This window comes from Phragmitibacter flavus (assembly GCF_005780165.1).
GTDB lineage: Bacteria > Verrucomicrobiota > Verrucomicrobiia > Verrucomicrobiales > Verrucomicrobiaceae > Phragmitibacter > Phragmitibacter flavus.
The window spans coordinates 90,508-115,247 of record NZ_VAUV01000005.1 but is presented as its reverse complement, the minus strand read 5'-3'; the positions used below and the strand labels follow the sequence as shown (position 1 = coordinate 115,247).

Sequence of the window (24,740 nt, the reverse complement as noted above, 5' to 3'; positions counted from 1 at the left end):
TCATCTTCCAAACGTCCTCCCTCACCCTTCCTCCATTCCATGCAACGTCTCCTCCTTTTTCTCCTGCCTGCACTACTTGCCACCGGCTGCGCAAGCAAAGCGCCCAAGGCCGTTGTCCAAGTTCATCCAAGTCCAGCAGGTCGCAATCTCAACAATGGGGAAACCCGTGTCGTGCGCCATCCCGAAATCCTCAAAGCCTATCCTTTGGGCCGCTACGTTGATCCCAACAACCGCAAGGTCATGCACGAGGCACACACCATCTATCGTGTCGAGTCCACCGCGAAATGGAACCTGGCCAACTCAGCCTCACCCGTCGTCGTCCGCTCTTATCAGCCATCCGACTCCGAACCCACCCGCAATGAATTGCTGGTCGAACTCAACCGACAGCGGGAGGCAACCAGAGCCGTCATGCGAAGTGGCCAAACAGTTTCTGCCAAGCTCACCGAATTGACCCAGGCCCTCCAGCAGAATCGCATCCTCGCCGAACAGAATGCCAACATTCAGAAGGAACTCACCGACACCCGCAGCCGCCTGAAAACACTTGAGCAAAAAGAGCGTGCCTCCTCCTCTTCCACCCCCGAAACCACGATGCAACTGGAGGATGCCCCATGGTGATTCATCACGGGACTTTTCCGGCAAACCATAAAACCACGAAACCCAACCCGTTCCAGAAAGGAACCATCCGCCATGATAAAGAAATCCAAAACCGACGGTCACGAAGCGGCAGACAGCTCGCAAACCACGTTTCGAGACAACGCGCAGATTAACCAAAAGATTGATGACTACATCCAGAAAAACCCCAAACACTGGCAATACATCCAGGCCATGCCGCGACAGCGCATGGAGCGCGCCATGGTGTTGCATGAGGTTCAAAAGAACGAACGGCAACAGAAGCTGGAGAACGGCATCCTGCGCAAGCTCGAACGTGATCCGGAATTGAAGAAGACTTACGAGAATCTCGTCAAGGATTTGCCGGAGGATCAACGCGAGAAAGCCATGGTTAGCATCGCCTCCCGCACCATGCGTGACATCGCCGCACGCCAGTCACGCAAGGAGCGCACTCAGGGTGCGGTAACGGTCTGACCCCTCCATACCAAGACTTCGGTCCCGTCCGCTCCGGCTCCTGCTTCGCAGACCTCCGCTCCCGCAACCGAAGACTTGGTTCCGTCCCAACCTCCACTGTTTCGCCGCCGCCCGGATATTCATCCGGGCGGCCGCGTCATTTTTATTCGCTCAAGAACTTCCAGATGACCGCGAAACCTTCACGGTCGAAGTATTTCTCGGAAAGGACAGTCTCAAGACGAGCGATCACGCGCTGTTTCAAGACTTCAGCATCTTCGTTCGCCAGTGTTTTCAGGCACTCTTGAGGATCAACATCTTCGGTATTTGCCATGGCTGAACCTGCCAGCACAATAGCGCTGCTGTCATGTGACAAAGTCGTCACCACTCCGTGGATTCAATTCTCTCAGCTAAATGCTCCTGTTGGGAAAGTTGCCAGCCTTGACGCTGCAACCGGTCGGACGCCCATTCACTCACATCGTGTCTCGGCTGCTCCCTGCCTGGTCAAAAACCTCATCCTATTTCATGACAAAACTTTCCCACATAGCTTCGTGGCTACTGCTCACCTGCACCGTCACCCCTGTCACCGCCTCTTCCCTGAAACTCATCAGCCAGCACACCCCAAAAGACGGCGGCGCGGAAATCATCAGTTATACGACGGACGGTCACCGTCTTGCCTCCAATTTTTCGGGAGGAACGGACAGTCATGGCGTGCAGCTTTTCACCCTCAAAGCCGACGACAGCCTGAAAGAGGATCAAACCCTTGATCTTGGTGCTCTATTTGATGGCAAAATCCTCAGTGTCAGCAGCGTCGCACTCGATCCTTTGGGCCGCGGGCTTGGCGCTGTCGTGGTGATTCCCGAAGACAATGCAAGGGTCAGGGGTTGGCTGGTTTTCTTCAACTACCGCACCGGCGAACGACTGGGGAAAGGGCTTGAAATCGGCTTCCATCCCGATTGCGTGAACTTCAGCCAGGACGGAAAATACCTGCTTGTTGCCAACGAGGGGGAGTTCAGCCCCTACGCATCCGCTCCCGGTTCGCTGTCGGTGATTGACCTTTCCTCGCTCAAGACAGCCGACGCGGAGTCCATTTCTCAACTGAAGGCGGAAGACCATGATTTCAGCGCCTGCGACCTCACCGGCATTCGCATTCATGAATTCGATGTGCCCAAATGGCACGCCATCGAACCCGAATACGTCACCGGCCTAAATGACAAAGCCTACGTGACCTTACAGGAAAACAACGCAGTAGCCGTCTTTGACCTCAAGCATCGCCGCTGGGAGGCCATCCACAGCCTAGGCACCTTGACACAAACCATTGACGCCAATCCCAACGACAAGAAAGCGGACATTTCTCAAACGGTCGCGGGCCTTCCCATGCCCGACACCATCGTCGCCTTCGAACACCAAGGCGTGGTTTTGATCGCCACCGCCAATGAAGGCGATGCCCGCCATGATGAATTTGATGTCACCACGGTGGCAACCGCACCTTTGAGTGGCAGCCTGGCTTCCCTGTCTGCTGACGAAAATTTCAAACATCTGGAAATTTCCACCTTGGACGGTGATACCAACGGTGATGGTGTCATCGACGTGCCCACGATGTTCGGCACCCGATCTTTCTCCATCTGGAATGGTCAAAGCGGCGAACTCGTTCATGACAGCGGCTCTCTGGAACCCCTGCTATTGGAAAAAGACCCTGCCCCGCATAACATCGACGGTGGCACGCCTGACAACTTCGACAAACGATCTGCCAAGAAAGGCCCAGAACCCGAAGCGCTAACCGTTGGGGAAACTAGTGGACGGAGATTTCTGTTCGTGGGATTGGAACGGCAGAACGGCATCCTGATGTTCGACATCACCGACCCCAACCAAGCTATTTTTGCTGCCTATGTGAACACCATTGAGGAGAATCTCGTGGCCCCAGAGTCCCTCCTTTTTCTGCCTGAGTCTGCCACTCCTTCTGGAAAACCGCTGCTGCTGGGTGGCTACGAACTCCACGGAGGACGCATAGGGGTGTTTGAAGTCATTCCATAACCTGACCTTCATCCTTTCGAATACGCAAAACAGCAAAATTAGATAGGGATCTCACGGTTGTTGAGGTCGACCTTATTTTCCTGCTAAAATGTCTGCTACTGCCCATTTCGCGGACGGCGCTCCATGATCCTGTCCAAATTCGAGGGGAAATCAGGGTCTTGATCGTCCGTGTCAGGATACAAGGCGGGCAAGGAAACTTTAAATACATGAGTAAAATAAAGAAGCTCATGGTCGCCAACCCAGACCAAGCGTGCCTCAATCTTCGCAAGACCGCTCCTAGACACATCGAACTCGGAAAGCTGCAATTTAATTGCCAGGTAGTCTTGTGTCCAACCTCTCTCGACTCGCAGCTTTCTAATCTGTGGTCCGATGAGATTGCGATGTCGCATGACATCCCTGGTTCAGAATGAACAGATTGGGATGACGGCAAGCAACAATATCCTACCCGGCTACCGAATAGGATGTCATGGAACCGCGTAACCACCCATTTAGGTAATCACGGAGGCAACGAAAGTGTTCTAATATGCTCGCCAGTCATATTTCTCCAATTTGCTCGGGTAAATCGAAGTTAATCGAGGTGCCCCTTTGGCACCACCCAAAGGGAACGCAAATTGGAGTTCTATTTTATCACAAATTCCCTCCATTCCAGCATCTCCGGCTTCGTCCCGTTGTCCTTCACCACCACCACAATTCCCCGCGAATAGTCACCTATTCGTCCCACACTTTCGACTCGTTTGATATGTCCCTCCACAGTGACCCAATCGGTAATATTCCTTCGCTCATCTTCATCCCCTGACAGCCCCAACAGTTCAAGGAAATCGTCAATATCCTTGAACGGCGTGTCATCGTTGGTGTAAGCGATTCCATCCGGTCCGGCACGATGCCTCACGATCATTTCTACCGCACCGGAAGGCAGCCCCGTCACCACGGCGAGCAGCTCGGCGCTTGCTGCGTTGATGTCCAGCCGCCCCCTACCCCAAAGAGTGAAAGACTCCCTCCAGTCCGGCTTGTGCGCGGCCAGAGTCTCCATACCTGCCACCAGTTCCACCTCATCCAAACTGCGGAACGGACGATTGGTGGGACGGCCCGGAAATCCCGCCTCCAGATATTGCGCCTTCTCGGCACTGTTGAGCCGGGGAAGATCGTCGGCATCCACCCAATCCATCATGGCGTTTACCAGGGTCTGCGCTTCGGCTGGCTGCAAACCCCAGCCCTGAAACAACTGCTCCAGCACGCCCCGCCGTTCTTCAGTGAGAAACGCGTTGAGATTCAAACGGCCCTCTTCGCTAGTTTTGCGTGCCTCATAACTTTCTAGCTCAGAGAGCTTGCTGGTCAGGATGCTCTGACCTGATTCCACTCTGGGATGCGCGGCCACGGCCAACCCCATCTCCGCTAAATGTCGCGCCCGAGATGCAAGCTTGCGCGAAGCGAGCGATTCCATTTCTTGCGAAGTCACCATCATACCGGTGACGACTAGGAACGACAGAAAGGCCACCACCCACAACACCACCAGCAGAGCCGAGGCTCTGGCGGAACGCGGATTCAAAATACAAGGTCGGCAGATGGCTCTCATGATTTCCTATTCGGTTCCCGGCACCTGCGCCTCTGGCACCCAAAACGTCCAACGCCGGGGAAGTTCCGCGCCTTGCGCCACGGTCAATTCGACAAGGCCGGGCCGGCGTCCCAAGTCCGGTATATTTACGGCAGCAGGTTCAGACTCAGCGCCGCCACCTTCTGAGTCATCCTCCGCGTTACCGGGAGGGCTGCTTATGGGTGTGTCACCCATCCATTGCGGCAAGGTCAGCCGCTCATTCCAAAGCGGTTCCCATTGTCGGCTTGATTCGTTGAAAAACCTCCACTCCAAAGTAGCGATATTCTCCAGTAGCAGAAGGCGCGTTCCAGTGGTGGTATCGCCGTTTTCCCATGTCTCAGCTTCCTCCGCCGTCAGGAAGTGCATTTGCAACCGCAGATAACCATCAGGAGCTTCGTCTGTCTCCAACACGATCACGTCATCCAATGACCCTTCCCCCGCCAGTAACGGCGGCAACCCCGTCAAGGTCAACTGGCTCAAATACCGGTTGCCGGCCTGGGTATTGCGCAACCTCACCATCCCATGTCCCGGCACGGACCAAAAAGCACGCTCGCAAAGCTGCGCCAACCCATGCAGACGGGCTTCCCGCGCCTGTGCGACCGACACATCATCGGTGAGCTGCACCGTGCCGCGCACGATGCTGGTGATGGCCCCCAGCAAAAGCGTCAGCACCAGCATGACCACCATCATTTCCAACAGGCTGAAGCCGGCACGGGATGGACGTTGGGAATGGTATGTCTTCATGGCATACGGGTTATCGCTGACGTTCAAAGAGGTTCGGCCACACCCAGGTTTCCACGGTGGATTCGTGTGGCCTGCCATCTTCCAGCCAGCTTCCCGTCACGCTTACATGGTAGAGGCCACGAACGGAGTTCCCATCGTCAGTCTTAATCTCCAGTGGCGCGGCCTTGATTTCATACCGCACGTTGTCTTCCTCTACCACCGTTTCCAGCTTGCTGTCATCTACCCTGCCTTGGTTGATCCAAGGAGAACGTCGAGTGGCCTCCACCAACAGGGAGTCAAGTCGCGACTGCACCCGCCGTTCAAGCCGCGTCTCCGCCGATGCCAGTCCAATGTGGTTGATGCACTCTACCAGACCCATCACCGCCACCACAAAAACGAACAATGCCAGCAACACTTCCATCAGCGTGAAGCCCTGCCGCCGCCCCTCTCGGTGCCATAAAATCGCGTGCTTCATGGAGCTGCCGCAATTTCCATCGCCTCTTCACGCACACCGCCGCCTAACGCGTCGAGACTCAGTTCCAGCCAAGAATTTTTGCGCTCAAAGCGAATCGTCAACGGCTCACATAAGCCACCAGGCAGAATGACCAGTTGCTGTCCCAATGCCGGGGTAAACTTGTTTGACCGCCAGCGCCGCAGAGAAATGCGCATGTCCCCCGGGGCTTCCACCGCCTTCACCCACAGGCCATCGTTGTCGTCAGAGGCTCGTCCCTCAGCAACTTCACGAAAGCGCATGAAAAAGCCACTGGAGTTGAACAGAATGATTTGCTCCTGCTCCTCCAACCCGGCTCGTCTCACCGCCTCCATTACCATGCTCTGGAACTCCGCTGCCGGACGTCTCAGGATGTCCTCCTCAGACATCCCGTTGAAGCTGTAAACCGAGATGCCCACAATGATGGCCATGACAAACATCACCACTGTCATTTCCAGCAGTGTGAACGCCGGAAAGCCAGACTGGTGGAAGCGTGTTTTCATCGTGGTGCATCGGATGAATCACCAGTTGCCAACATCATCCTCCGTCCCTTCCTGACCGTCAGGACCCAGTGAAAACACATCATAGCTGGATGGATTCTGCTTGCCCGGATTTCGATATTGATACTTCCGTTGCCAGGGGTCAAGCAACGCCTCCGGCTTGGCCATCGGCGTCCAACTGCGCGGAATAGGTTCCACCGTAGGTTTGACCACCATCGCCTCCAGCCCCTGTTGCTGCGTCGGCAGTGCCAGCGCCTTGGTTTTGTAACGGATCAAATTTGTCTCCCAGGAGCGGATGTCGGACTTCGCCTTGGAAATCTCCGCGTCCTGCCCCACGTTCTGCATCAGCACCACACCGCCGCCAACAATTAGGGCAATGATAAAAAGCACCAGCATCATTTCCATGAGGGTGAAGCCGCGAGCACGGCACCGACGGGTAGGGTAAATCGTTCTCATCTCAGTTGGATTCAAGGCTCAGGCGAGTTCGCTTTGGTTTTGCAACGTTTCCATGCCCGCAGCGAGCTGCACGGACTGTCCAGGGAATCGCAAGATGATTCGCAATTGCTTGGATTCGGTAATCTCCGCTTCCACGGCCCCCCCATGCTTTTCCATGACCGCCCGCACCAATCCCAAGCTCGCACCTCCGATGACTGGCACGCCGGGCACGTTCAGATCCAGAGGCAGCGCCAACGCCCTGCGCAACTGAAGTTCCGCCATGCTGCCACCGGTAAAAGTGGTTTGTATGACCACTTCGCCATTGCCTGAAGCAACCTCCAAATCGATCTCCGTCACCGTATCAAGATCAAAGGTCAGGTTGTCCAGCAGATGCCCCATGGCAAGCCGCACCAGATCCCCATCCCCGTGCAAGGTCACTGACTCACTCTTGCCATGACGCTGAACTTTGATCGCGCCGTTCTCCGCCTTGACATTGAATGCTGAAAGCACCTCGCTCAAGAGCTCATGGACATCCACCTCGTGCCGGTTGAATGCGGCAGCCTCGCCACTGCCGATGCGGGAAAAGGCGACCTCGTTCACCAAATTGTTCAGCCGCTGCGCATGGCGCTTCATGTCCTGCACGATGCGTAGCCGGTCCGGCGGAGGCAGGAAAAGCACGATCACACCCCCAACCTTGTCCCTGTGCAAACGCAACGGCACCGCACTGACCTCAATGGTTTGCGGCCTTCCCACTTCAGCCAGGGCTGCCGGACGGGTAAATCGGCCCGAACGCACCTGCCCGGAGGTCATTGCCTCCACGACCATCGTTTGCAGCTTGCGGTCGCCCACCACCTCGCCCATTGGTCGCCGCAAAGGACTCTGGTTGAGGTGAAACATGTGGATAAACTCCACGTTCGCCAGGGTGATCACTCCATGCGCATCCACCACCATCACCCCCTCCAAAAGGCTGGCCAGCACACAATGTTTGAGAAACGCCTCATCAGAAATCCCCGACCTTGCCTCCTGAACTTGCTTCTGCAGCCCTTCGATTTTGTCCGCCACCGCCTGCAACTCCCGATGCACCGGCAGCAGCCAATAAAGGCCGTTCACAATGGGTTTCTTCGGAAAATGCCCTCCATTGCTCAAACCCGCAGCCCATTGCTCCACGATTCGCGCGGGTCGCAGTCCTAGAAAATACACGGCGGCTGCCACCAACAGGCAGAATAACAAAATGCCAAGAATAACGGATGAGATGGAGATCATGATTTTACGGAGCTTGGAGGGAAAAGGAGTGAGGAGCGTGTGTTGATGATGATTCTTTTAGTTTAGAAAACCTTGCGATAGAAGTTCAAATTAGTGACAACCAGCAGCACTGTGCTCAACACCACCGTGGAGACCGTCATCGCCATCGCCTGAGCGAAATCGCCTTGCTCAAACTGGTTGAAGATAAAACTGCCCACTGTCTGCACACCCGGCGGCAGTAGCATGATGGAAGCCACCCAATCCCGCAGACACATGATAACGATGGTAATCCAGGCCACAAAAAGACTTGGTCGCATCATCGGCAAAATGATTCCCCACAGGATGCGCCACCGCGACACCCCAAGGCACGCCGCCGCCTGCTCCAGCTTCGGCGTGATCTGGTGCATGGCTGCATCTGCGAACCTCAGCGCCGTGGCTTGATAGAGCGCCACATAGGCCAGCAACAAGATACCAACCGTGCCGTAAATGGGCAGCGGGCTCCATGGCACATTCCAAGCCAGGATCAACGCCACGGCTACCACCAGATTGGGAACAATACGCGGCAGCACTGCCAGTTGATCCAGAAACGCCACCAATCTCCCCCGATGCCGCGCCAGCGCATACGCCACCATCGATCCCACCACCACACACAAAGTAGCGGCCACCAGACTCAGCAACAGGCTCGTGCTCAGTGCCTGCCATCCCGACGATCCTTCCTTGAACAGGTTTGCGTAGTGCTCCAGCGTGAACGCGGGCGATCCACCGTGCCACTTGCCGATCAGGCTCATATACACCACCGCAGCCACCGGCAGTGCCGAACTCAACAAAAACAGCACTCCAAAAAACAGCCATCCCAATCCTTTGCCGCGCGTCTTCAACGGTGTCAGCCGCATCGCCGGGATGCGCCCGTTCACCGATGCCCGCGTGGCCAGAAACTGCTGGCTGATGAACACCATCCCCATCGCCGTGACCGCCAGGATGGTCGACAGTGCGCTGCCCAGCGGCAGGTTTACCGGCCATGTGGTCAACTGCTCGTAAATCACTTCAGGTAGCAAAGGCAGATTCGCCCTTGGGGCAAGGATTGCCGCAATGCCAAAGTTCGAAACCGAATCAATAAACACCAGGATACCCGCATTGATCAACGCTGGTAGCAACAGCGGCAATGTGATCGAACGAAAAGTTCTCCATGGAGGAGTGCCCATGCATTGCGCCGCATCTTCCATTCGAGTGGAGATGCCAAGTAGCGCCGACTCCACCAACAGTGCCACCGCTCCAAACGTGGTCAGCGTCATGATCATCACCACGCCGCCAAAGCTAAAAAAAGCCGACTTCATCCAATCAGGCGCGGGTATTCCCCATGCTTCGGACAATCCGTTTGGTTGGAAGATCAGCACATAAGCCAGCGCCAACAAGTAAGCCGGCGACATCACCGGAATCAACAGCGACACCCGCAGCCATGTCTTCCCCGGAATATCTGTGCGTGCCAGCAACCATCCCGCCGACGTCCCCAGCACCCAGGCCAGCAGCGTGGCCGAAGCCCCGCAAGCCAGTGAGTTCACCCACATTTGTGACAGCCCTTCCATCGCCCACAGCTCCGCGTAGGGTCTGAACATCCCTTCCAGGCTGCCGCGCATCAGATTGGGGAACACGCTTTGCAACAGCAGCATCAGCAAGGGATAACCGACCGTGATGCCCACCACTATCAAGCCTCCCATCACCGGCCAAGCCAGACGTGGGCGGGTTTTCCCCAACGGCTTTGAAGCAGAAATACGATGACTCATGCCGTGCTTATCTGACTCCTTTCTCGATCTCATAACGAAACTGGTGCAGCGCCTTTTGTTGCGCCTTGCGCGCCTCCCGCACATCCACCAACAGCGGACGAAGCTCCGGGGCAGACCGGCGTTGCTCACTCAACTCGACCTCCGGATCAGCGGGCAGCAGATGCATCGCTGCGATCATGGACTGCACCTCCTTGGTGAAACAGAATTCCACAAAATCCTCCGCCGCCGCCAGATTGCGGCTTGATGCCAGGATGCAAATGGGCCGCAAGCTTAACGGACAACCCGACGGTGGAAAGTGCATCGCCAACGGCTCACCCTTCTCCATCTGGCGGAACACCAAATAATCCGCCGCCCCCATCACACCCTCATGTGCCCCGAGAATCAGACTCGTCAGTGCCTGGTTGTTCGGCCCGGAAACCTGCAAACCGCGTTTCTTCAAGCCCCTCATGCCGTTCCAGAACAGCTCCGGCGAATTCAGGTGAAAGCTCACTACGAACTCCGCGCTGGAACCCGACTGCGATGGTGAGGGCATGATAAACTTTCCCTCAATGGCACCATCAAAAATAGCAGGCCAGTCGAGCGTCACATCCTTGCGGTCCATAGGCACCGCCACGCCCAGCGCACAAGCACCCGTGGCAGCATAAAACCCATCTGGATCGTTCCAGGCCGGGTTCATCTTCAAATAATCACCCTCTGGTAATGGAGCCAGTAGCTCCTGCTCTCGAAGCACCTCCGCCGCTGTCTGCCCCGCGAGGATCACCACGTCAGCTTGGGGACGGAACTCCTCCGCTGCGAGTTTTGCCATGATCTCCCCGGTCGTCGCACTGAACAATCTGGTAGGAACACCGCTTCGTCTCTCGAATTCCTTGCAAATGCTCTCCGCCATTTCGCGCGGTCCCGCAGAATACACCACCAGCTCATTTTTGGCCGGGCGCTCACCGCAGGATGCCAGCACGATCACCGACGCCCCTAACAACAGCCAAGCGGCTCGTTTTCGTCCAAATGTTCTCTTCAAGAAAGCTTGCATACAAATCCTCCGGTCACTTCTCCACCAGCATCACCTGCCTCGGATCGAACTCCACCAACACCGGTTGATCCAACGGCAACGGTTCACGCGTGAATCCCCTGAACACCTCCCCCTTCGCAGTCACCGCTTGCACTTCATAACGCTCTCCTGAAAACGTGTTCTTCACACAGGTCGCCTTCCATTGAATGAGATCCTCAATGGGAAACTCATCCGCCTGTCCCACCGGAATGATGCGCACATGCTCGCGACGAACCATCAAATAACAATGCTGGGTGCTCACCGGACGTGGTGGAAACAGCGCCTCACCCGACGAATTCTGCAATGCCTGCATCTCATAAGTGTAGAGAAACGCATTGGCGCTGCCCAGAAATGAAGCCACGAACGTCGTCGCAGGCTCGTCATAAATTTTTCTTGGAGCCGCAATCTGCTCAATATTGCCCTCGTTCATCACCGCCACCTGATGCGCAATGGTCAACGCCTCCGTATGATCGTGTGTCACGTAGATGGTGGTGATGTTCAATCGGCGGATCAACCCAGCAATTTCATCACGCATCGTCTCCCGCAGGTTCGCATCAAGTGCCGCCAGAGGTTCATCCATCAACAATACCGAAGGCTCCACCACAATCGCCCGCGCAATCGCCACGCGTTGCTGCTGTCCACCCGACAACGTGGCCGGATGCCGGTGCCGCAACGGATAAATCTCCACTCTTTTCAACGCCTCATCGACCCGGCGGTGTTTCTCATCATCAGCAAGCCGCTGATTATCGAGGCCAAAGCCCACATTCTCCGCCACCGTCATGTGCGGCCACAGGCTCAAATCTTGAAACACCACCGAAAAGCGCCGATGCTGAGCTGGCAGGCTCACGCCGGTCACCGCTTCCTCGATCACCTTGCCATCCAGCAGCACCCGACCTTCGTCTGCGGGCAGCAGTCCGGCGAGGATGTTCAACAAGGTGGATTTGCCGCAGCCGGAAGGCCCGAGCAATGCCAGACACTTGCCCCGCTCCAATGAAAACGAAATTCCATTGAGCACTCGGTTCTCCCCGTAGAATTTCCCGAGTTGGTCGGCTTGCAGATAAGGCGCGGACGAAGAAGCGGGCGGCGTGGTTGGCATGAAAGATGGCGAACGTTGTGACATTTTTTTGTTTATTCTGATGGGCCGGATGGTTCCGTGACGGGCAGTCCATCATAAGTTTTCACCCGCCCCGTAAACCGGTTAATCTGGACACTGAAGGCACTGGCATCGCTGTTGGGGACCTTTTTTAAAGCTCCAGATCCATCCACCAGCTCCGCCGGCATCACCACCATCGGCGCGAGCGCCGTCTGCTCCGGCTTCACCACTTGACCCAGCGATCCAAAGGCAATCGCATACACGCTCTCCGGCTCCCCCGGCAATCCCACGACATCCATCTTGATCGTATCTCCCGCCAGCAACGAATCCACCGTGCCTGGATCAAGATAAAATCCCTTAGGCAGCAGGTTCCAGCCCGTCAATGCCTTGTAAGTGTTGGCGGCAGGCGGTGCAGTCATGGCCGCGACTTCCTCCGTCGTGTATTCACGAAAAAGCAAATGGGCGCAAAGCTTTTTTTCCTCATCGGGATGACCGGCATCAGCAAACCCAACATAGACTGTTGCACTTTGCTCAATGGCCGTCATGCGTGCCTCCTCCAGCGCCTGGGTAATTTGCAACATCGCCCCCTGTCGCGAACCCGGCGACTGCAACCCCATCACCGTCATCGCCGTCAATGACACCAATACTGCAATGACTGCCACCACCACGATCAGTTCGATCAAGGTGAAGCCGGATGGCCTTTGCGGTCTCTGCATGGGTAAAGAGAATTGCATTCCGTTCATGGTTTCAGTCTGTGACGGGGTTGGCTGAATAAACAAAAGCCGCCGGGCGGCTATAACCATCTCGCATAAACACCACAGTGGTCCTGCCATGGCCATCGTAACGAACGGCGTTGCGGATCTGAGTTTTTCGCTTGGACTCGTAGAGCAAAGTAACGGGACTTCCACCTGTCTTGGCGGCGGGAATATGCAGCGGCAGAAAAACTGAAGAAGGCACCACCTCAGGCTCAAAATTCCCGATTTGCACTTTCAGGGCGGGTTCCGTAAGAAGATTGTAGATATAAATTCCATCTTTCTCCGGTTCCGTGGGAAACTCTGGGATGAGATTCAGCACAGGCTTTCCATGTTCAAAGGCTGCGATCAGAACATACGCGGAGCCTTTTTCAAAATCATGTTCGACCTCAGCCACTTTCTCCTGCATATCGCCATCCAGAACCAGGGTGTATCGGCGTTTTCCCGGTGTGACCTTGGAGTAGTCTTTACCAAAGCCACTTCGATAGCTGCCTTTTAGTCCAGAAAACACTTCTTGCTTCTCGTCGCCGCCGCCTGGGTTGTCAGGTGTCGCGAACAATGAATAAGTTGCCTGCGATGAAGGATCGCCCAGCACCGCCCAATAACGCACATAGGCCACTTGCTGTCCTGCTGCTAGGTCAGCTTCGTTAGCAGGCTGCTCCTGTGCGGCGATGAAGACAAACGCTCCCAAACAATACAGTGCAGGAATCATCACCGCCGTGAAACTCGTCCAACTCCATCGGCTTGCCGTCGATAGTGTTGATTCAGGTTGGATAGGAATATTCTTCATATTATGCTCAGGCGTCCTCTACGTTCACGATTTCCACAGTCCAGGCATCCGGTGCACGGAACCGTTTTTCCACCTCTGTGACATCAGTAGGATCAAAGTTATCTCCTCCCGCACCATACTCATCCTCCGGCTCGTAAAGCACAGGATCAAATACCGGATGCAACCGCACCGTCACCCGTTGCGCCTTGGTGGAAATGGGGTTGCCCAACCTGTTGAGTGCCTGCCCCACCACATACACACTGTAAGTGCTGCCTTTGGTAGTAATCATATCCACCAACCGACGAAAAATCTCCTCTCGTCCACGGTCATTCACCTGGTTCGCGTTGACGCCTGTATGAAGTAACGGTCCCAAAGTCGCGGCGGGGTCAAACATTGCCAGTTGGGAAAGCTCCCCCCGCTCCCATAGCGGGCTGAAACGCCGGGGAATGTTCCGCCGTAGTCTCTGGGACATGAGATTGGCCAGCGCGTTTCCGCCCGACTTGAGTTGGTTGGGCGGGATGACCGTCAGGAGATTATCCCTTAACAAGCTCTCCATGTCGGATGTGGAAAGAGTTTTGCCTGCCAGGTTGGAATCGGACTGTTCGCCCGGTTCAAAGTTCACCCCCTGCAAAAACGCCTTGAGCGACTGCCCTTCGTCGCGCAGGAACCCGTTGATGTTGTAAAGCCCCTCCACTGCCACTTTGGCATCACCACGCATGCTCTTATCCTCGCGCACCGTAAAAATATCAGCCAGACGCCAGGCCGTCCAACCCCGGCTACGGGAGGTCTGAAACGCCATCTCCGCCGTCGTTACCGCAGCGGTGCGCGTGCCGTCCCAGGCGTTGTCCGGCTGGCCGACGGTCAGCGTGCGCCCACCGGCGCGCCGTCTGCGCAGATGCGTCATGTCCGTGGAACCCACCCGGACGGGATCAAACACATGACCAAGTTCGCCAATAGATTTCATTGCTTCGCCCGCCACAACCATCGGACCTGTTGAAGCCCCTTGAACATAGGAAACCCGATCAGATTTCCAATACGAGGTGTCAGCAAACTCTTCCCTGGCAATATCCCCCAGGTGGCTGTCCTTGGGTCCGGTGTCCGTCCCGGCCTGCCCGTTCAAACGGCCCATCGAAGTATTACTGACATCCGTGGCCGTCGTAGAAGAGGCCGCTTCCAAATGATAGTCCAGTGGCTCAAGGTTACCTCTTGGGTCAAACTGCCCCGTCAAGCCACCATCCGCAATGCTGCCGCGATACATGTTATCTCTCCCACTTTTGACGACAAGCATGTTCGTAGTATTCTTGTCCATCGCCAGGGAGGGATGGGCGTCCAACAATCCATACCCGTTCCCCAGCACCACTTTCATAGTTGTCGCACCTTCCATGTTGCGCCCGAACTGGATCTCACGATCAGTGCGACCATCGTAGCTGATGATATGATAACGTCGAGCATTGGCTGGAGGTATCATCCTGCTGCCCTCCACTCTTTCTTCAAATTTGGGACCATAAAAGGTGCTAGCATCCGAGCACGTCACATCCGTTCCCAACTGATAGAGTGCTTTTGCTGCATACACCTTCTTGTTGCTTATCCAGCTTGGCCCTTTCGTTTTGTAATTGGGATCTGTGGTGATGACGGTAACTGACCCGGCTCGAAAAATCAGGTCTTCATCACCAGCGTCGGTAATGAATTGCTCATCCAGCTTGATTTCGAAGGGCCGTCCCTCATGCACGTCACTACCCGGACGCCCGTTGCTGGGGGGCATCAGTGTGTCATCGGCAACCGCAATGCCCGGCTGGTTCTCCAATGCGAGATAAGGGTCGGGTCCAAGGTCGCCGTTAGCGGGAACAATATCCTTGTTGGTCATGTTCCAGAACTCAAAGTAATGGTCAATCTCCAGCCAGTAGTCTCTATATCCATTGGTATCATTCATCGGCGACCGGTCATTCCATCCTGTCGCCTGCTTCACATGCAGCATGTATTCCGTGAAGTAAGGCAGCCGTTTCTTGCCTACTGCCACCAGTGCATTTTCCTCAGTCCCGACAGTTTCCATGGTTTGCCAGATGTCCGGTGCATACATGGGAGTCCCCAGCAGCACATTGCCTCCGTTGTCGATCACCGTCGGATTCGCGGACGGACTGATATAATCAAACAAATTCGCTGCCACCTTGCGCACATACATTTCCTCATGGGAATCAAGGGCGGTGCGAAGCACATCCAGGCTGTTCTTCCCGGAAACAACCGCCGCCGTGCCCGAACCGCTGGGGGTAGGGACGAGCAGATCAGCATCATTCAGCCGGTAGAATCGCTGGCCGAAACGTGGTGCATTGGCATGAATGGCCGCTTCGAGGCGCTCCACTCCTTTGCCCACTTCTTCGGCAACGTCGCCGCTGCTCAAATCCGGCTTGCCCGTCGCATCCAGTGAAGCCTCTCTAAGGCTGTGCCGCACAACATGGTTCACGTTCAGCCGCTTCGCCCCAATACGAGACAAATCCAACCCGGTGCTCTCCGTAGTGAGCAAAAAACGATATTCTCGACCAAACTCTTCCGCCGTCATTTCATCTGGCAACACAGTGGTATGCCCTATCTGCATCGGCGACAGCATCCGGCTGTCCGTAGCTGTCAGTTTCGTCCGCGCCTCATGCACACTGGTCGCAACCATCGAATCGAATAACCCGCGCAGGCTCGCAAGCGGCTGGTATTCCCCGGTAGTTCCGGCCGACTCGGTTGCCACATCACCGCGCAGTCGCTCATGCGTCTTGTTCACGTTCAGCTTGAAACTTTCGTCTTCCACCCAATACGCATAGCGGGACACCACAAGTCCGTCCTCATCTGTGATTTCCACCCACGGCACGCGGATTTCGAGATTGGTTTTGCCTGGCAGTGTGGTCTTCCCCGGAGGCGCACCGATCCAGCCCTTTTCGTCTTTGCCATTGAAACGCTTGGGCAAGTTTATGTCCGTGGACTCCGCCGCCTCCACCGCCGTCTCTGGAAGTGTTTGCGCATATTCATTTGTCGGATAGAACTCCTTCGTCTCCGCTCCGGAGATCAAGGGCCTGGCATACACCTTCGCCGCTCCGTTGCTCCCGACGTATTCTTGGTTTGGCGGCAGATCGCGAAACATGAACACCGTGCCCGGCGTTTCCGTCGCCCCCAACTGGCGATCCCAATAAGTCACCGAATCCGGATATTTCTGAAACAGGTCAAGCAAAACCTCCGAGGCATCCGCCACGCCCGCCTTGGCCGCGAGTTCAGCACGCAGAATGTTGCTGTAACCAGCGCTCACCCGCTTGTCCACCGACACCAACCGCGCCATGATGGTCAACAATACAACGACGGCGGAAATGATGATCAGCGTGAGGAGCAGGGAGACGCCCCTGTCAGATCGGCAATGATGTTTGGAAATAATCATGGGTTTTGTAAACAAAAAGGAAGGAGTGCGGACATTCTTGTCCGCTGGTTTCTCGCAACGCCCTCGCCGCACCGCTCCATGGAATGCGGACAGCCTGCAAAACCGCGAGACAAACGTCCGCCTCCCCTGGGAGAATTGCCAGCCAACCTCCCCGAGCAAAATTCCACTGGCACCTGGGAGCTTTCCCCTGTATTCTTGGCAACATGGCCAAGAGCACCATCAGCACCCCCACCCTTCATGGCTCGCCATATCGTTTGGATGTGGAAGCCGAACTTAAATCCATTGAGACTACTTACAAGCGTGTGACCAAGTCGAAAAAGACAGCGATTGCTTTCCTCAAGCGTGCTGGCATTCTCGATACAGAAGGCAAGCTCGCCAAACCTTACCGTTAAACAAGCTCCATGCCTTGGAATCGATACGCTTTGGGGTATCACGGCTGTGATGCAAGCGTCGCCAAGAAGATCGTGGCGGGTGAGGATGCGTTGAATCCCAGTGAGAACGATTACGACTGGCTTGGCCACGGTCTCTACTTCTGGGAAGACAGCTTTGAACGCGCCCATCGCTGGGCGCTGGATGAGTCCAGCAAACAGCGTGGTAAAGTGAAACGTCCCGCCGTTCTCGGAGCGATCATTGAGTTGAGAAGCTGTCTTGATTTGGTTCAGGTCGAGCATCTCGACCTCGTCAAAAATGCCTATGAGCGCATGTTGGGCGTGTTTCGGGAAGCCAACCAACCCGTTCCGGCCAATACTGGAAAAGATTTGGGAGCGCGCGCTCTTGATTGCGCCGTATTCCAATCCCTCCACGTTTTTAGAGAAGAAGACTACCAGGCTCCCTTCGACACCGTGCGCGCTTTCTTCACCGAGGGCGAGCCTCTTTATCCCACCGCAGGCATCCGGCAGCTGGACCACATTCAGATTTGCGTGCGCAACCCGGCGTGCATCGCCGGTTATTTCCTGCCGCTCCAGTAAAGGGGAAATTGCATACTGCCGCTTCCCGCCCCCGGAGGCAGGGCCAAACTTGCTTTTGATTGCTTTCCCGAAAGAAACCCCTATCTCGGCGCGTTTCCTGCTCTTCCTCATCAAAGTGCAATGGTCTGACGCCGCCGGGAGTTGTCCGGGAGCCACCGCAAGCGATCGATGGCGGGCATCGGTTTCCCAAACCCATGCCTCCCCCCCCAGACGGCGCCAGACCGCCGCACTTTTCTCGTTGTCGCTTAACAGTGGTTGTTTCATTTTTCTATGTCTGGCTTAATGAAATTGACTTAAAGGCCTGGAACCGCGCCACCAGTTCCAGGCTTCCGATTTGAGACACGCCATCGGCCTGTCCCGCCCTCCATCTTGTCACCTCCGCTTGCGATGGAAGATCAAAGCCATCGCCCCCAACAGCACCAAAACCATCCGGCTTGGTTCAGGCACTACGCTGCCACCCAGCACTCCAAAGTCACTGTTGTGGTCCAGCACCGCCCACACCATGCCGGTTTCTTCATCCCATCCATAAGAACCCAGGCCGTAACTTTCCTGCCACAAGCCCGAGTAGTATTGCGCGGTGCCGCTCGTGTTTCCCAACACGGCGTTCACCCAATCGTTACCGTCGAACCAGGCCAACAGCGGCGCGTCCATGTCCGTCGCGCCAAGCTCTCCATACAACCCGAGATATTCCTCTTCGTTATAGGTGAGTTCGAGCACGAACCAGTCATCGCCTGTGCCCGTGACGCTCACCACATCGCTGAGGAACTGCGGGCTGTTGGCTCCTCCGGTCACTTCCCCTGTCATGTCATCGAAGCTCATTTGCAGAATCACCGCGCTGGAGGCCTGGCCGCCCTTTAACCTGGCCATGGTGCCGTCCTGACTTTCCAGCCAGAACCCGGCATAACTCCCGCCGGCGTCCACATAAGCCGTGTAAGTTTCCCCGTAAGTCGCGGCGGTAGCACTGGCCACGGTTTGACTCAGCTCCCACTCGCGCACCACGGGCGTGGCGGTTACGTCCGGATTGCCGTGGTCGAAGCCGACTCTGAGAGTCGCGCGATGGGTGCCGTTCAGCGCGTTGACGTTCACGAAAGACACGGTGCCTTCGGTGAAGTGGTATTCTTCCCCATCAAATTTGGCGATCTCCGTGCCTGCGTCCAGACCATACACTTCAAAGCCCGCGTTGCTCACCTCCTTGGAAGTGATGGAGGCATCCACCCCGTCACCAATCTCGGTGAATTCACCTACCGACAGGAAGCCATAGAGAGCATTGGTCACCTTTAGCTTCTGTCCATGGTCCAAGGTCGAGCCGGGGGCCAGTTCCTCGCCGGTGACCGCGTCCTCAAAGACCAGCCGGGCCACTTCCTGCAAGGTCAGCACCCCGGTAGCCGCGAACTCACTGGTGTCCCAGCCCAAGCCGAGATCCCCCAGCACAGCGCTGGATTGGCTGAAATCATAACCCGCGACACTTTGCAGATTCAGGTCCCCGCCGCTCGTGTTGCGGAACAGCTCGAAGAAGGTGCTTGCAAACAAATTGTCCAGCCCGCCGTCGCCGCGATCCCACACGTTCACGCTCACCGTGCCTAGCCCTGCCGAGTCAACGCCAGACGCGCGCACCTGATCATAGCTCACGCCCGGCGCATCATGGCCGAAGATGTCAAACGTCACATCCCCCTGGCCCTGGATGGTGCTTCCACTAATGTTCAGCACCCCGGCCTCACCGGCGGCACCGTCGTTCTTCCCGGCGTTGATGAGACCCAGATTGGTGAAAGATCCAGTATCCACCGTGCCCGTCCCTTCCAGCGATGCGCCTTCTTGCACGGTAAACCGGGAGACGCTGTAGAGCGTGCTCGCCTGCCCGTCCAGTTGCAGCCGAGTGCCGGATGCTAAAGCCAGATACGCCTCGGTATGACCACTGAACTGGCCGACAATCGTTCCTCCGGTTCCCCAGATCAGCAGACCTTTGGCGTAGCCGTCGGCATTGAGCAAATTTACGTATTCTGTGGTTCCAAACTGGGGTGCCACGGCGTTTCTGTTGATCAACTTCAACGCATCAAAGCGGAACGCGCTCCCCTCTTCCACGCTCGGCGTATCCGTAATAACATAATTACTACTGAAATAATAGGTGGCGTATGTTCCAACTTCTGCCGCGCTGTTGCCCTTCACCTCGAACTGAGCCCCCCCTTGCAATTCCAACTCGTTGTTGATGGAGAAGGTGCTCCCGTTGTCCACCACCACATGACCCGTGCTGCTCACTCTAAATAGACTTTGGAGTGCCGTGTCACCGGTGAACGTGCCTGTAAACTGTCCGCCGTTGCTAACATCTAGCAGCCCGCTGATCGTTGCGGGAACAGTATTGTTGCCGTTTATTCCAGCGCGCTCTATGGCAAAAGCGCTATTATCCACGGTCAAACTACCACCGCTGTTGACAGCGAGGACATTGCCATTGCCACTTTGGTTGATCGTTGCTCGATTGCTCACCACAACGTCACCGGAAATAGTGAACTCGGTGCTGCCGATCCTTGTGAAATTGCTATCTTGCCCTTCGACGACAAGCCCGGCACCTGCTCCAACCGTTGTCGCCGCCGTCGTGGAAAGCATGCCCCCACCACTTACCGAAATCTTGTTACCCGCCCCAGCATTCACGGTGATCGCGCCCCGCGTGATGTTTTGTCCGGCCTGCACGTTGAACTCATTCCCCCCTCCTCCGGCTGTCGAGCCCACAGTCAGAGTGCCAGCGGTAGTAAGAGAGTGCGTCACATTTGGGTCAAAGGTGATGGTCGCATCTCCCCCCCCCCAAACATTGTTGGAGCTTCCATTGTCGCCAATCACCAGATTTGTAAACACGATGGATTGATCTGCATTCGTCGAATCAGTGAAATGCACTGTTGGTGTGTTGCCCGCACCATTGCCGAATCGCCAGATTTTATTGCTCCAAGGAATGGTGGAGGTGCTGCCGTTGAAATCAAATGTGTAGTCACCGTCGTAGATGTTAAAGCTCCTGGCGTTTCCGTTTGATGGGAATGTGGAACCAGTGGCTGTTACCAATGGATCGAGAGAAATAACTGCAGTAGAGGGAGTGCCTTCCCACCCAAAGACCACATCTCGCGCTGCATTGGGTGCCGACGTCGGAGCGGCATTGTTAAAGGAGAAATTTGTGGTCCAGTCACTGTAGGTGCCGTCGCCAACTTTCCAGATATATTGGCTTCCAGTAGTGGGAAATGTCTGCCCGTAAGAAATTCCCTCAAGGAATGCTCCTGTAATAACAGCTGCACCTAAGAAGATGCGTAATAGCTTTGATTTGCAAAGGATTGTCATGTAGTTTTTTTTTAATAAAGGAGCCCCCCCATGAGAGGGGCTCCCAAGATGGTTAAACGAAGTTGAGCGTTATGGAGCCAGTTGAATTTCGAGATCGGTGCCTGTGTTGTTCACTGTTGCCGCTGTCGGCGTATTGACTACACTGATCGCACCTCCCAAACTAACAGAGTTACCTGCCACAATCACCGTGTAGGTGGTGCCGGGCACGCCAGTTCCTTGGAAGTCGATAACCGCACCAGCAGCGAGTGCGGCGTCGTTTCCAACGATGATGATGTTATTCGGATCCGCTGTATAAGCGATGACTGCAGCGTTGGCCACGGTGAGATCGCCCTGGATTTCTGCGTCCGCTTCCACAACCAACTCGTCGGCATTCACCACGACGCTCCCCCCGAACACTTGAGCCGCGCTCAACTCAGTTGTGCCATTGCTCAGCGTTAATACTCCTGTGTAACCAGAAGCGTCGCCTTCGATGACCCATGTCCCGCCACCGGTGCGGCTGAGGGCAGCCGATCCGGTAAGAGCTCCGCTGAAGGTGAGCACTTTGTCCACACCATTGATATGAATGTCGGAGGCAGCGTCCACCTGGATGCCAGAAACCAACGCTCCATACTGAATGCCCGTGTCTGGGTCGAAACGCAGACCGCCGAGGACGCCGAATCCCTCTTCTGGATAGACGACGACGCCGCTGACTTCGCGCTGAGTGCTCTTCAGAACCACCGGAGTGCCAAAGTTATAGGTGGCATCGGCAATATCACCGATGTCATCCACGCCAGAGGACAGGCGAAGCTGACCTCCTTGCTCCACCGTAATGCTGACAGCGCTGGTGGGTTGACCGTCCGCAGATACCTGTAGCACGCCTTCCTCGACGATGAAGTCGCCTTCGAAGGTTTTCACGTAGCGCGTGAGCCTAGTAGTGCCATTGCCTTTTTTGACGATCAAACCATCTCCCTCGAAGTCACCCTGATAGGAAGGTTTGATTTCCTCATCTTCACCATCCACGGAAGCCACTTGGTCAATCTCAAACTCCACGCCATCCGGCACTTCGATGAAACCGGATTGCTCCAGTTCTAGTTCGAGGTCGGGGGAGTTGCCTTCCAAGCCTGCCACCGTCACCACCTTGGTGCCCATCGTTGGCGCTTCCAGCACCAGACGGCGATTCTCATCAGGATCAGTCAACCACAATTTGCCGCTGCCGAGCGAACCCGTGGCGGGGACGACGATCGTGCCGTTGTTGATGTTGGTTTCACCGGTGTAGGTATTGCTAGCATTATTGAGGTAGAGGAAACCCGTGCCTTGCTTGCGCAAGTCACCGGTGCCGCTGATAACGCCATCGATGTGGAACTCATGGGTGGCTCCGCCGCTGGAGTAGATGCGGTTGTCCCCAGCACCAAGCGCGACGCCGCTGAGCAAGGTCGCACCGCCTTCAGTTTCCGCCCGCAGGTAACCACCTTCAAGGGTGATGGACTGGGGGTAGCTGAAGTCCTCATTGGACGTGGAATCACTGTAGAGGTAGAACTCACCTTGCATGCCGCTGCCGCTGGTCACCTTGATTTCCGAGGTGTTGGGCAGGCCGCTGTTTTCCGTCAATTGCAGCACCCCGTCCTCGACAAGAGTCTTGGCGTAGTAGGTTTTGGTGCTCGTCTGGAACTTCTGCAAGCCGGGACCGGTTTTCACGACTTTGTCGGCATAGCCGGACAAAGCGCCGCGATGGAGAGCCTGTAGGCCATCTGCAACGTTTATCGTGAAGGTCTTCGTTCCGCCTGATCCAGGCTTCAACTCGACCGTTCCGCCGACCACGCTGGTGAGACCGCCAACCGTGGCGGTGTGGTCGCCTACCAGAAGGCTAGCTCCGGCGCTGACGTTCACAAGGTTAGGCGTAGTGGTGTTTAACGCACCGTCAATTCCGAGCTGAACTTCGCCGTCCAGAATGTTCAGGCCACCAGCAAATGGGTTGCTGGCTGCACCCAAGTTAAGTGTGCCAGCGCCGATCTTATAGAGGCCAGGGACTTGAGTGTCATCCACATCAAGTTTGACATCGACGTTAACATTAACGGCGTTGTTCACGATGCCCTCAAGCGTCAGCACGGGATCACCAGACTCTGGCTCGATGGTGTAATCACCCAAGGTGCCGAAGTTGGATGGATTGGCCTCCACGATGAGGTCGACCGCGGTGGCACCGGCGGAAGCCAGATTCACCGGGGTTTGGCCGCTGCCATTGAACTTGGCATTTTTATCGGTGTTGTCCCAAACAACCTGAGTGCCAATGTTCCACTCGGCAGCAGAGGTGCTCCAAATGTCTTCGGTCGCACCAGTCCAGACATAGTCCGTTCCGCTTTTCAACGCCTGAACCACCACATTGTCCAAACCGAGGCCGTCGCGGGTGCCGCTGTCTTCTCCAGACGTGGAGGAGTATTGCCAGCGCAGCCAACCGACGTCGCCGTCGGCCAATGCTGAGCGGTGATCTCCAGAATCATTGAGGAGAATCAAAGCGGTTCCAGTGGCGGAGACGCCGTTGGCCGTGGCGTCGCTTTCATTGTTGACGACCGCGCCAACGTCCAATTGGATGTCGCTCCAGTCGTCATTGTCTTCGTCTTCGATCAGAGGGCTCTGGACGTCCGAATAGCGGAGACGCAGGCGATTGCGGCGTTCGCCGTCGCGCCAAAGTTCCAAGTCGTATTTGACAAGAATACGATCAATATTCGCACTCGTGTCGTTCTCGAATTTGAAACCAATCCGGGATTCGCGCAGCTCACTGGTAGCCCCTTCCAGAACGCCCAGGGAGCGTTCATCAGGATCATTGCCATAGGAGTAGAAACCGCCGGCAGGAACAGAACCTTCAGTGCCGGCGCTCAGGCCCCTATACCTCAAATTTGATGACTTGGGCGTGCCCAGAAGGTAGAAGCCGCCTGGCAATGTCGGAAGAGTGGCCAGCGTTGATCCTGCCGCGTTGACGGTCGAGGAATGATCAAAATCGTCGAAATCGATTTCGATGGCCTCTGCCGGATCGGTAATGACTGGACCGGCAGACCCACTTTTGATGCCGTGGGTGTCAGCCGGTTCAGGCTGTTGAGCACGTAGAGACGGCGAAATCGCCGCTCCTACGCCCAGCCCGATGAGGGCCAGATAAGATGTGAATTTGTTAAGTTTCATAATCGTGTTTTGATTTGAGTTTCTCTCTCGATTATTGACTGAGTTTTCTCTAACCATTACTATTATGAGTGGGAAGCTCATGCGTGCTTGAGGACCGATGCATCCCGTTTCCCGCAAGGGGACAGGGCCGCTTATATCCCTGCGGGATGCATCGTATGTTTGGGGCTTTGGTTCTGACGCGGTGGGAAGGCCCGCGCCAAAGGGTTGCGAAACCCGGAGCGCCTGCGGCTCGGAAACGGGCTTCTGAAAGATTGGGTGACACAGGCATTCCTGCCTGTGGGTGTGACGGGCTTTTAGCCTGTCCCCGAAACGCCGCCTTGCCCGCGCGGCAGACTTTTTTGATGGACACTATCGTGGGACGAACCATCAAGCCGGTTCTGCCGA

At 55.9% G+C, this 24,740-nt stretch carries 20 protein-coding genes; 5 read left to right on the top strand and 15 right to left on the bottom strand.

What is annotated here, in order from left to right:
- The first annotated feature begins 39 nt into the window (after positions 1-39).
- Positions 40-615: a hypothetical protein gene (locus FEM03_RS07250; protein ID WP_138085534.1), complete on the top strand. Its 576-nt coding sequence runs from the start codon at positions 40-42 to the stop codon at positions 613-615.
- Positions 616-687: 72 nt separating this feature from the next.
- Complete coding sequence (locus FEM03_RS07245) at positions 688-1,083, top strand: hypothetical protein (RefSeq protein ID WP_138085533.1); 396 nt, start codon at positions 688-690, stop codon at positions 1,081-1,083.
- Positions 1,084-1,225: 142 nt separating this feature from the next.
- Here the strand turns inward: FEM03_RS07245 and FEM03_RS24340 are convergent, their stop codons facing one another.
- Entirely contained in the window at positions 1,226-1,447 is a 222-nt protein-coding gene (locus FEM03_RS24340) for a hypothetical protein (protein ID WP_206170912.1), read from the bottom strand.
- 137 nt (positions 1,448-1,584) lie between these two features.
- Here FEM03_RS24340 and FEM03_RS07240 point away from each other — a divergent pair, with 137 nt between their 5' ends.
- On the top strand, positions 1,585-3,093 hold the full coding sequence (locus tag FEM03_RS07240) for a choice-of-anchor I family protein (protein ID WP_138085532.1): 1,509 nt from the start codon (positions 1,585-1,587) through the stop codon (positions 3,091-3,093).
- A 619-nt stretch (positions 3,094-3,712) separates the two neighbouring features.
- On the opposite strand, the gene FEM03_RS07235 is transcribed toward FEM03_RS07240, so the two are convergent.
- The 12 genes from FEM03_RS07235 to FEM03_RS07180 all read right to left on the bottom strand — a co-directional run bounded on the left by FEM03_RS07235 (position 3,713) and on the right by FEM03_RS07180 (position 16,923).
- On the bottom strand, positions 3,713-4,639 hold the full coding sequence (locus FEM03_RS07235) for a type II secretion system minor pseudopilin (RefSeq protein WP_166442699.1): 927 nt from the start codon (positions 4,637-4,639) through the stop codon (positions 3,713-3,715).
- A gap of 33 nt (positions 4,640-4,672) precedes the next feature.
- Complete coding sequence (locus FEM03_RS07230; RefSeq protein ID WP_166442698.1) at positions 4,673-5,428, bottom strand: prepilin-type N-terminal cleavage/methylation domain-containing protein; 756 nt, start codon at positions 5,426-5,428, stop codon at positions 4,673-4,675.
- Positions 5,429-5,438: 10 nt separating this feature from the next.
- On the bottom strand, positions 5,439-5,882 hold the full coding sequence (locus FEM03_RS07225; RefSeq protein WP_138085529.1) for a prepilin-type N-terminal cleavage/methylation domain-containing protein: 444 nt from the start codon (positions 5,880-5,882) through the stop codon (positions 5,439-5,441).
- The gene (locus FEM03_RS07220; RefSeq protein WP_138085528.1) at positions 5,879-6,400 is read right to left on the bottom strand and encodes a general secretion pathway protein GspH; all 522 of its coding nucleotides are present in this window, start codon (positions 6,398-6,400) and stop codon (positions 5,879-5,881) included. The genes FEM03_RS07225 and FEM03_RS07220 overlap by 4 nt, the downstream gene beginning before the upstream one ends.
- An 18-nt stretch (positions 6,401-6,418) precedes the next feature.
- Complete coding sequence (gspG, locus tag FEM03_RS07215) at positions 6,419-6,853, bottom strand: type II secretion system major pseudopilin GspG (RefSeq protein WP_138085527.1); 435 nt, start codon at positions 6,851-6,853, stop codon at positions 6,419-6,421.
- 18 nt (positions 6,854-6,871) lie between these two features.
- On the bottom strand, positions 6,872-8,095 hold the full coding sequence (locus tag FEM03_RS07210; protein ID WP_138085526.1) for a hypothetical protein: 1,224 nt from the start codon (positions 8,093-8,095) through the stop codon (positions 6,872-6,874).
- A 62-nt stretch (positions 8,096-8,157) separates the two neighbouring features.
- The gene (locus FEM03_RS07205) at positions 8,158-9,825 is read right to left on the bottom strand and encodes an ABC transporter permease (protein ID WP_206170911.1); all 1,668 of its coding nucleotides are present in this window, start codon (positions 9,823-9,825) and stop codon (positions 8,158-8,160) included.
- A gap of 37 nt (positions 9,826-9,862) precedes the next feature.
- Positions 9,863-10,882: an extracellular solute-binding protein gene (locus tag FEM03_RS07200; protein WP_138085524.1), complete on the bottom strand. Its 1,020-nt coding sequence runs from the start codon at positions 10,880-10,882 to the stop codon at positions 9,863-9,865.
- Positions 10,883-10,895: 13 nt separating this feature from the next.
- Positions 10,896-11,996: an ABC transporter ATP-binding protein gene (locus FEM03_RS07195; RefSeq protein WP_166442695.1), complete on the bottom strand. Its 1,101-nt coding sequence runs from the start codon at positions 11,994-11,996 to the stop codon at positions 10,896-10,898.
- A gap of 32 nt (positions 11,997-12,028) precedes the next feature.
- Positions 12,029-12,709, bottom strand: coding sequence for a prepilin-type N-terminal cleavage/methylation domain-containing protein (locus FEM03_RS24710; RefSeq protein WP_206170910.1), 681 nt, complete (start codon positions 12,707-12,709; stop codon positions 12,029-12,031).
- Between the two features lie 31 nt (positions 12,710-12,740).
- Positions 12,741-13,535 carry a hypothetical protein gene (locus FEM03_RS07185; protein ID WP_138085522.1) on the bottom strand — a complete coding sequence of 265 codons (795 nt, stop codon included), beginning with the start codon at positions 13,533-13,535 and terminating at the stop codon, positions 12,741-12,743.
- Between the two features lie 7 nt (positions 13,536-13,542).
- Complete coding sequence (locus FEM03_RS07180; protein WP_138085521.1) at positions 13,543-16,923, bottom strand: hypothetical protein; 3,381 nt, start codon at positions 16,921-16,923, stop codon at positions 13,543-13,545.
- 203 nt (positions 16,924-17,126) lie between these two features.
- Between FEM03_RS07180 and FEM03_RS07175 the strand changes: the two genes are divergently transcribed.
- Together FEM03_RS07175 and FEM03_RS07170 are read left to right on the top strand one after the other, a co-directional pair.
- Positions 17,127-17,315: a hypothetical protein gene (locus FEM03_RS07175; RefSeq protein WP_138085520.1), complete on the top strand. Its 189-nt coding sequence runs from the start codon at positions 17,127-17,129 to the stop codon at positions 17,313-17,315.
- Positions 17,316-17,324: 9 nt separating this feature from the next.
- The gene (locus FEM03_RS07170) at positions 17,325-17,891 is read left to right on the top strand and encodes a hypothetical protein (RefSeq protein ID WP_138085519.1); all 567 of its coding nucleotides are present in this window, start codon (positions 17,325-17,327) and stop codon (positions 17,889-17,891) included.
- A gap of 372 nt (positions 17,892-18,263) precedes the next feature.
- On the opposite strand, the gene FEM03_RS07165 is transcribed toward FEM03_RS07170, so the two are convergent.
- Complete coding sequence (locus FEM03_RS07165; protein WP_138085518.1) at positions 18,264-21,206, bottom strand: PEP-CTERM sorting domain-containing protein; 2,943 nt, start codon at positions 21,204-21,206, stop codon at positions 18,264-18,266.
- 69 nt (positions 21,207-21,275) lie between these two features.
- The gene (locus FEM03_RS07160) at positions 21,276-24,413 is read right to left on the bottom strand and encodes an autotransporter-associated beta strand repeat-containing protein (RefSeq protein WP_166442694.1); all 3,138 of its coding nucleotides are present in this window, start codon (positions 24,411-24,413) and stop codon (positions 21,276-21,278) included.
- Positions 24,414-24,740 lie beyond the last annotated feature (327 nt).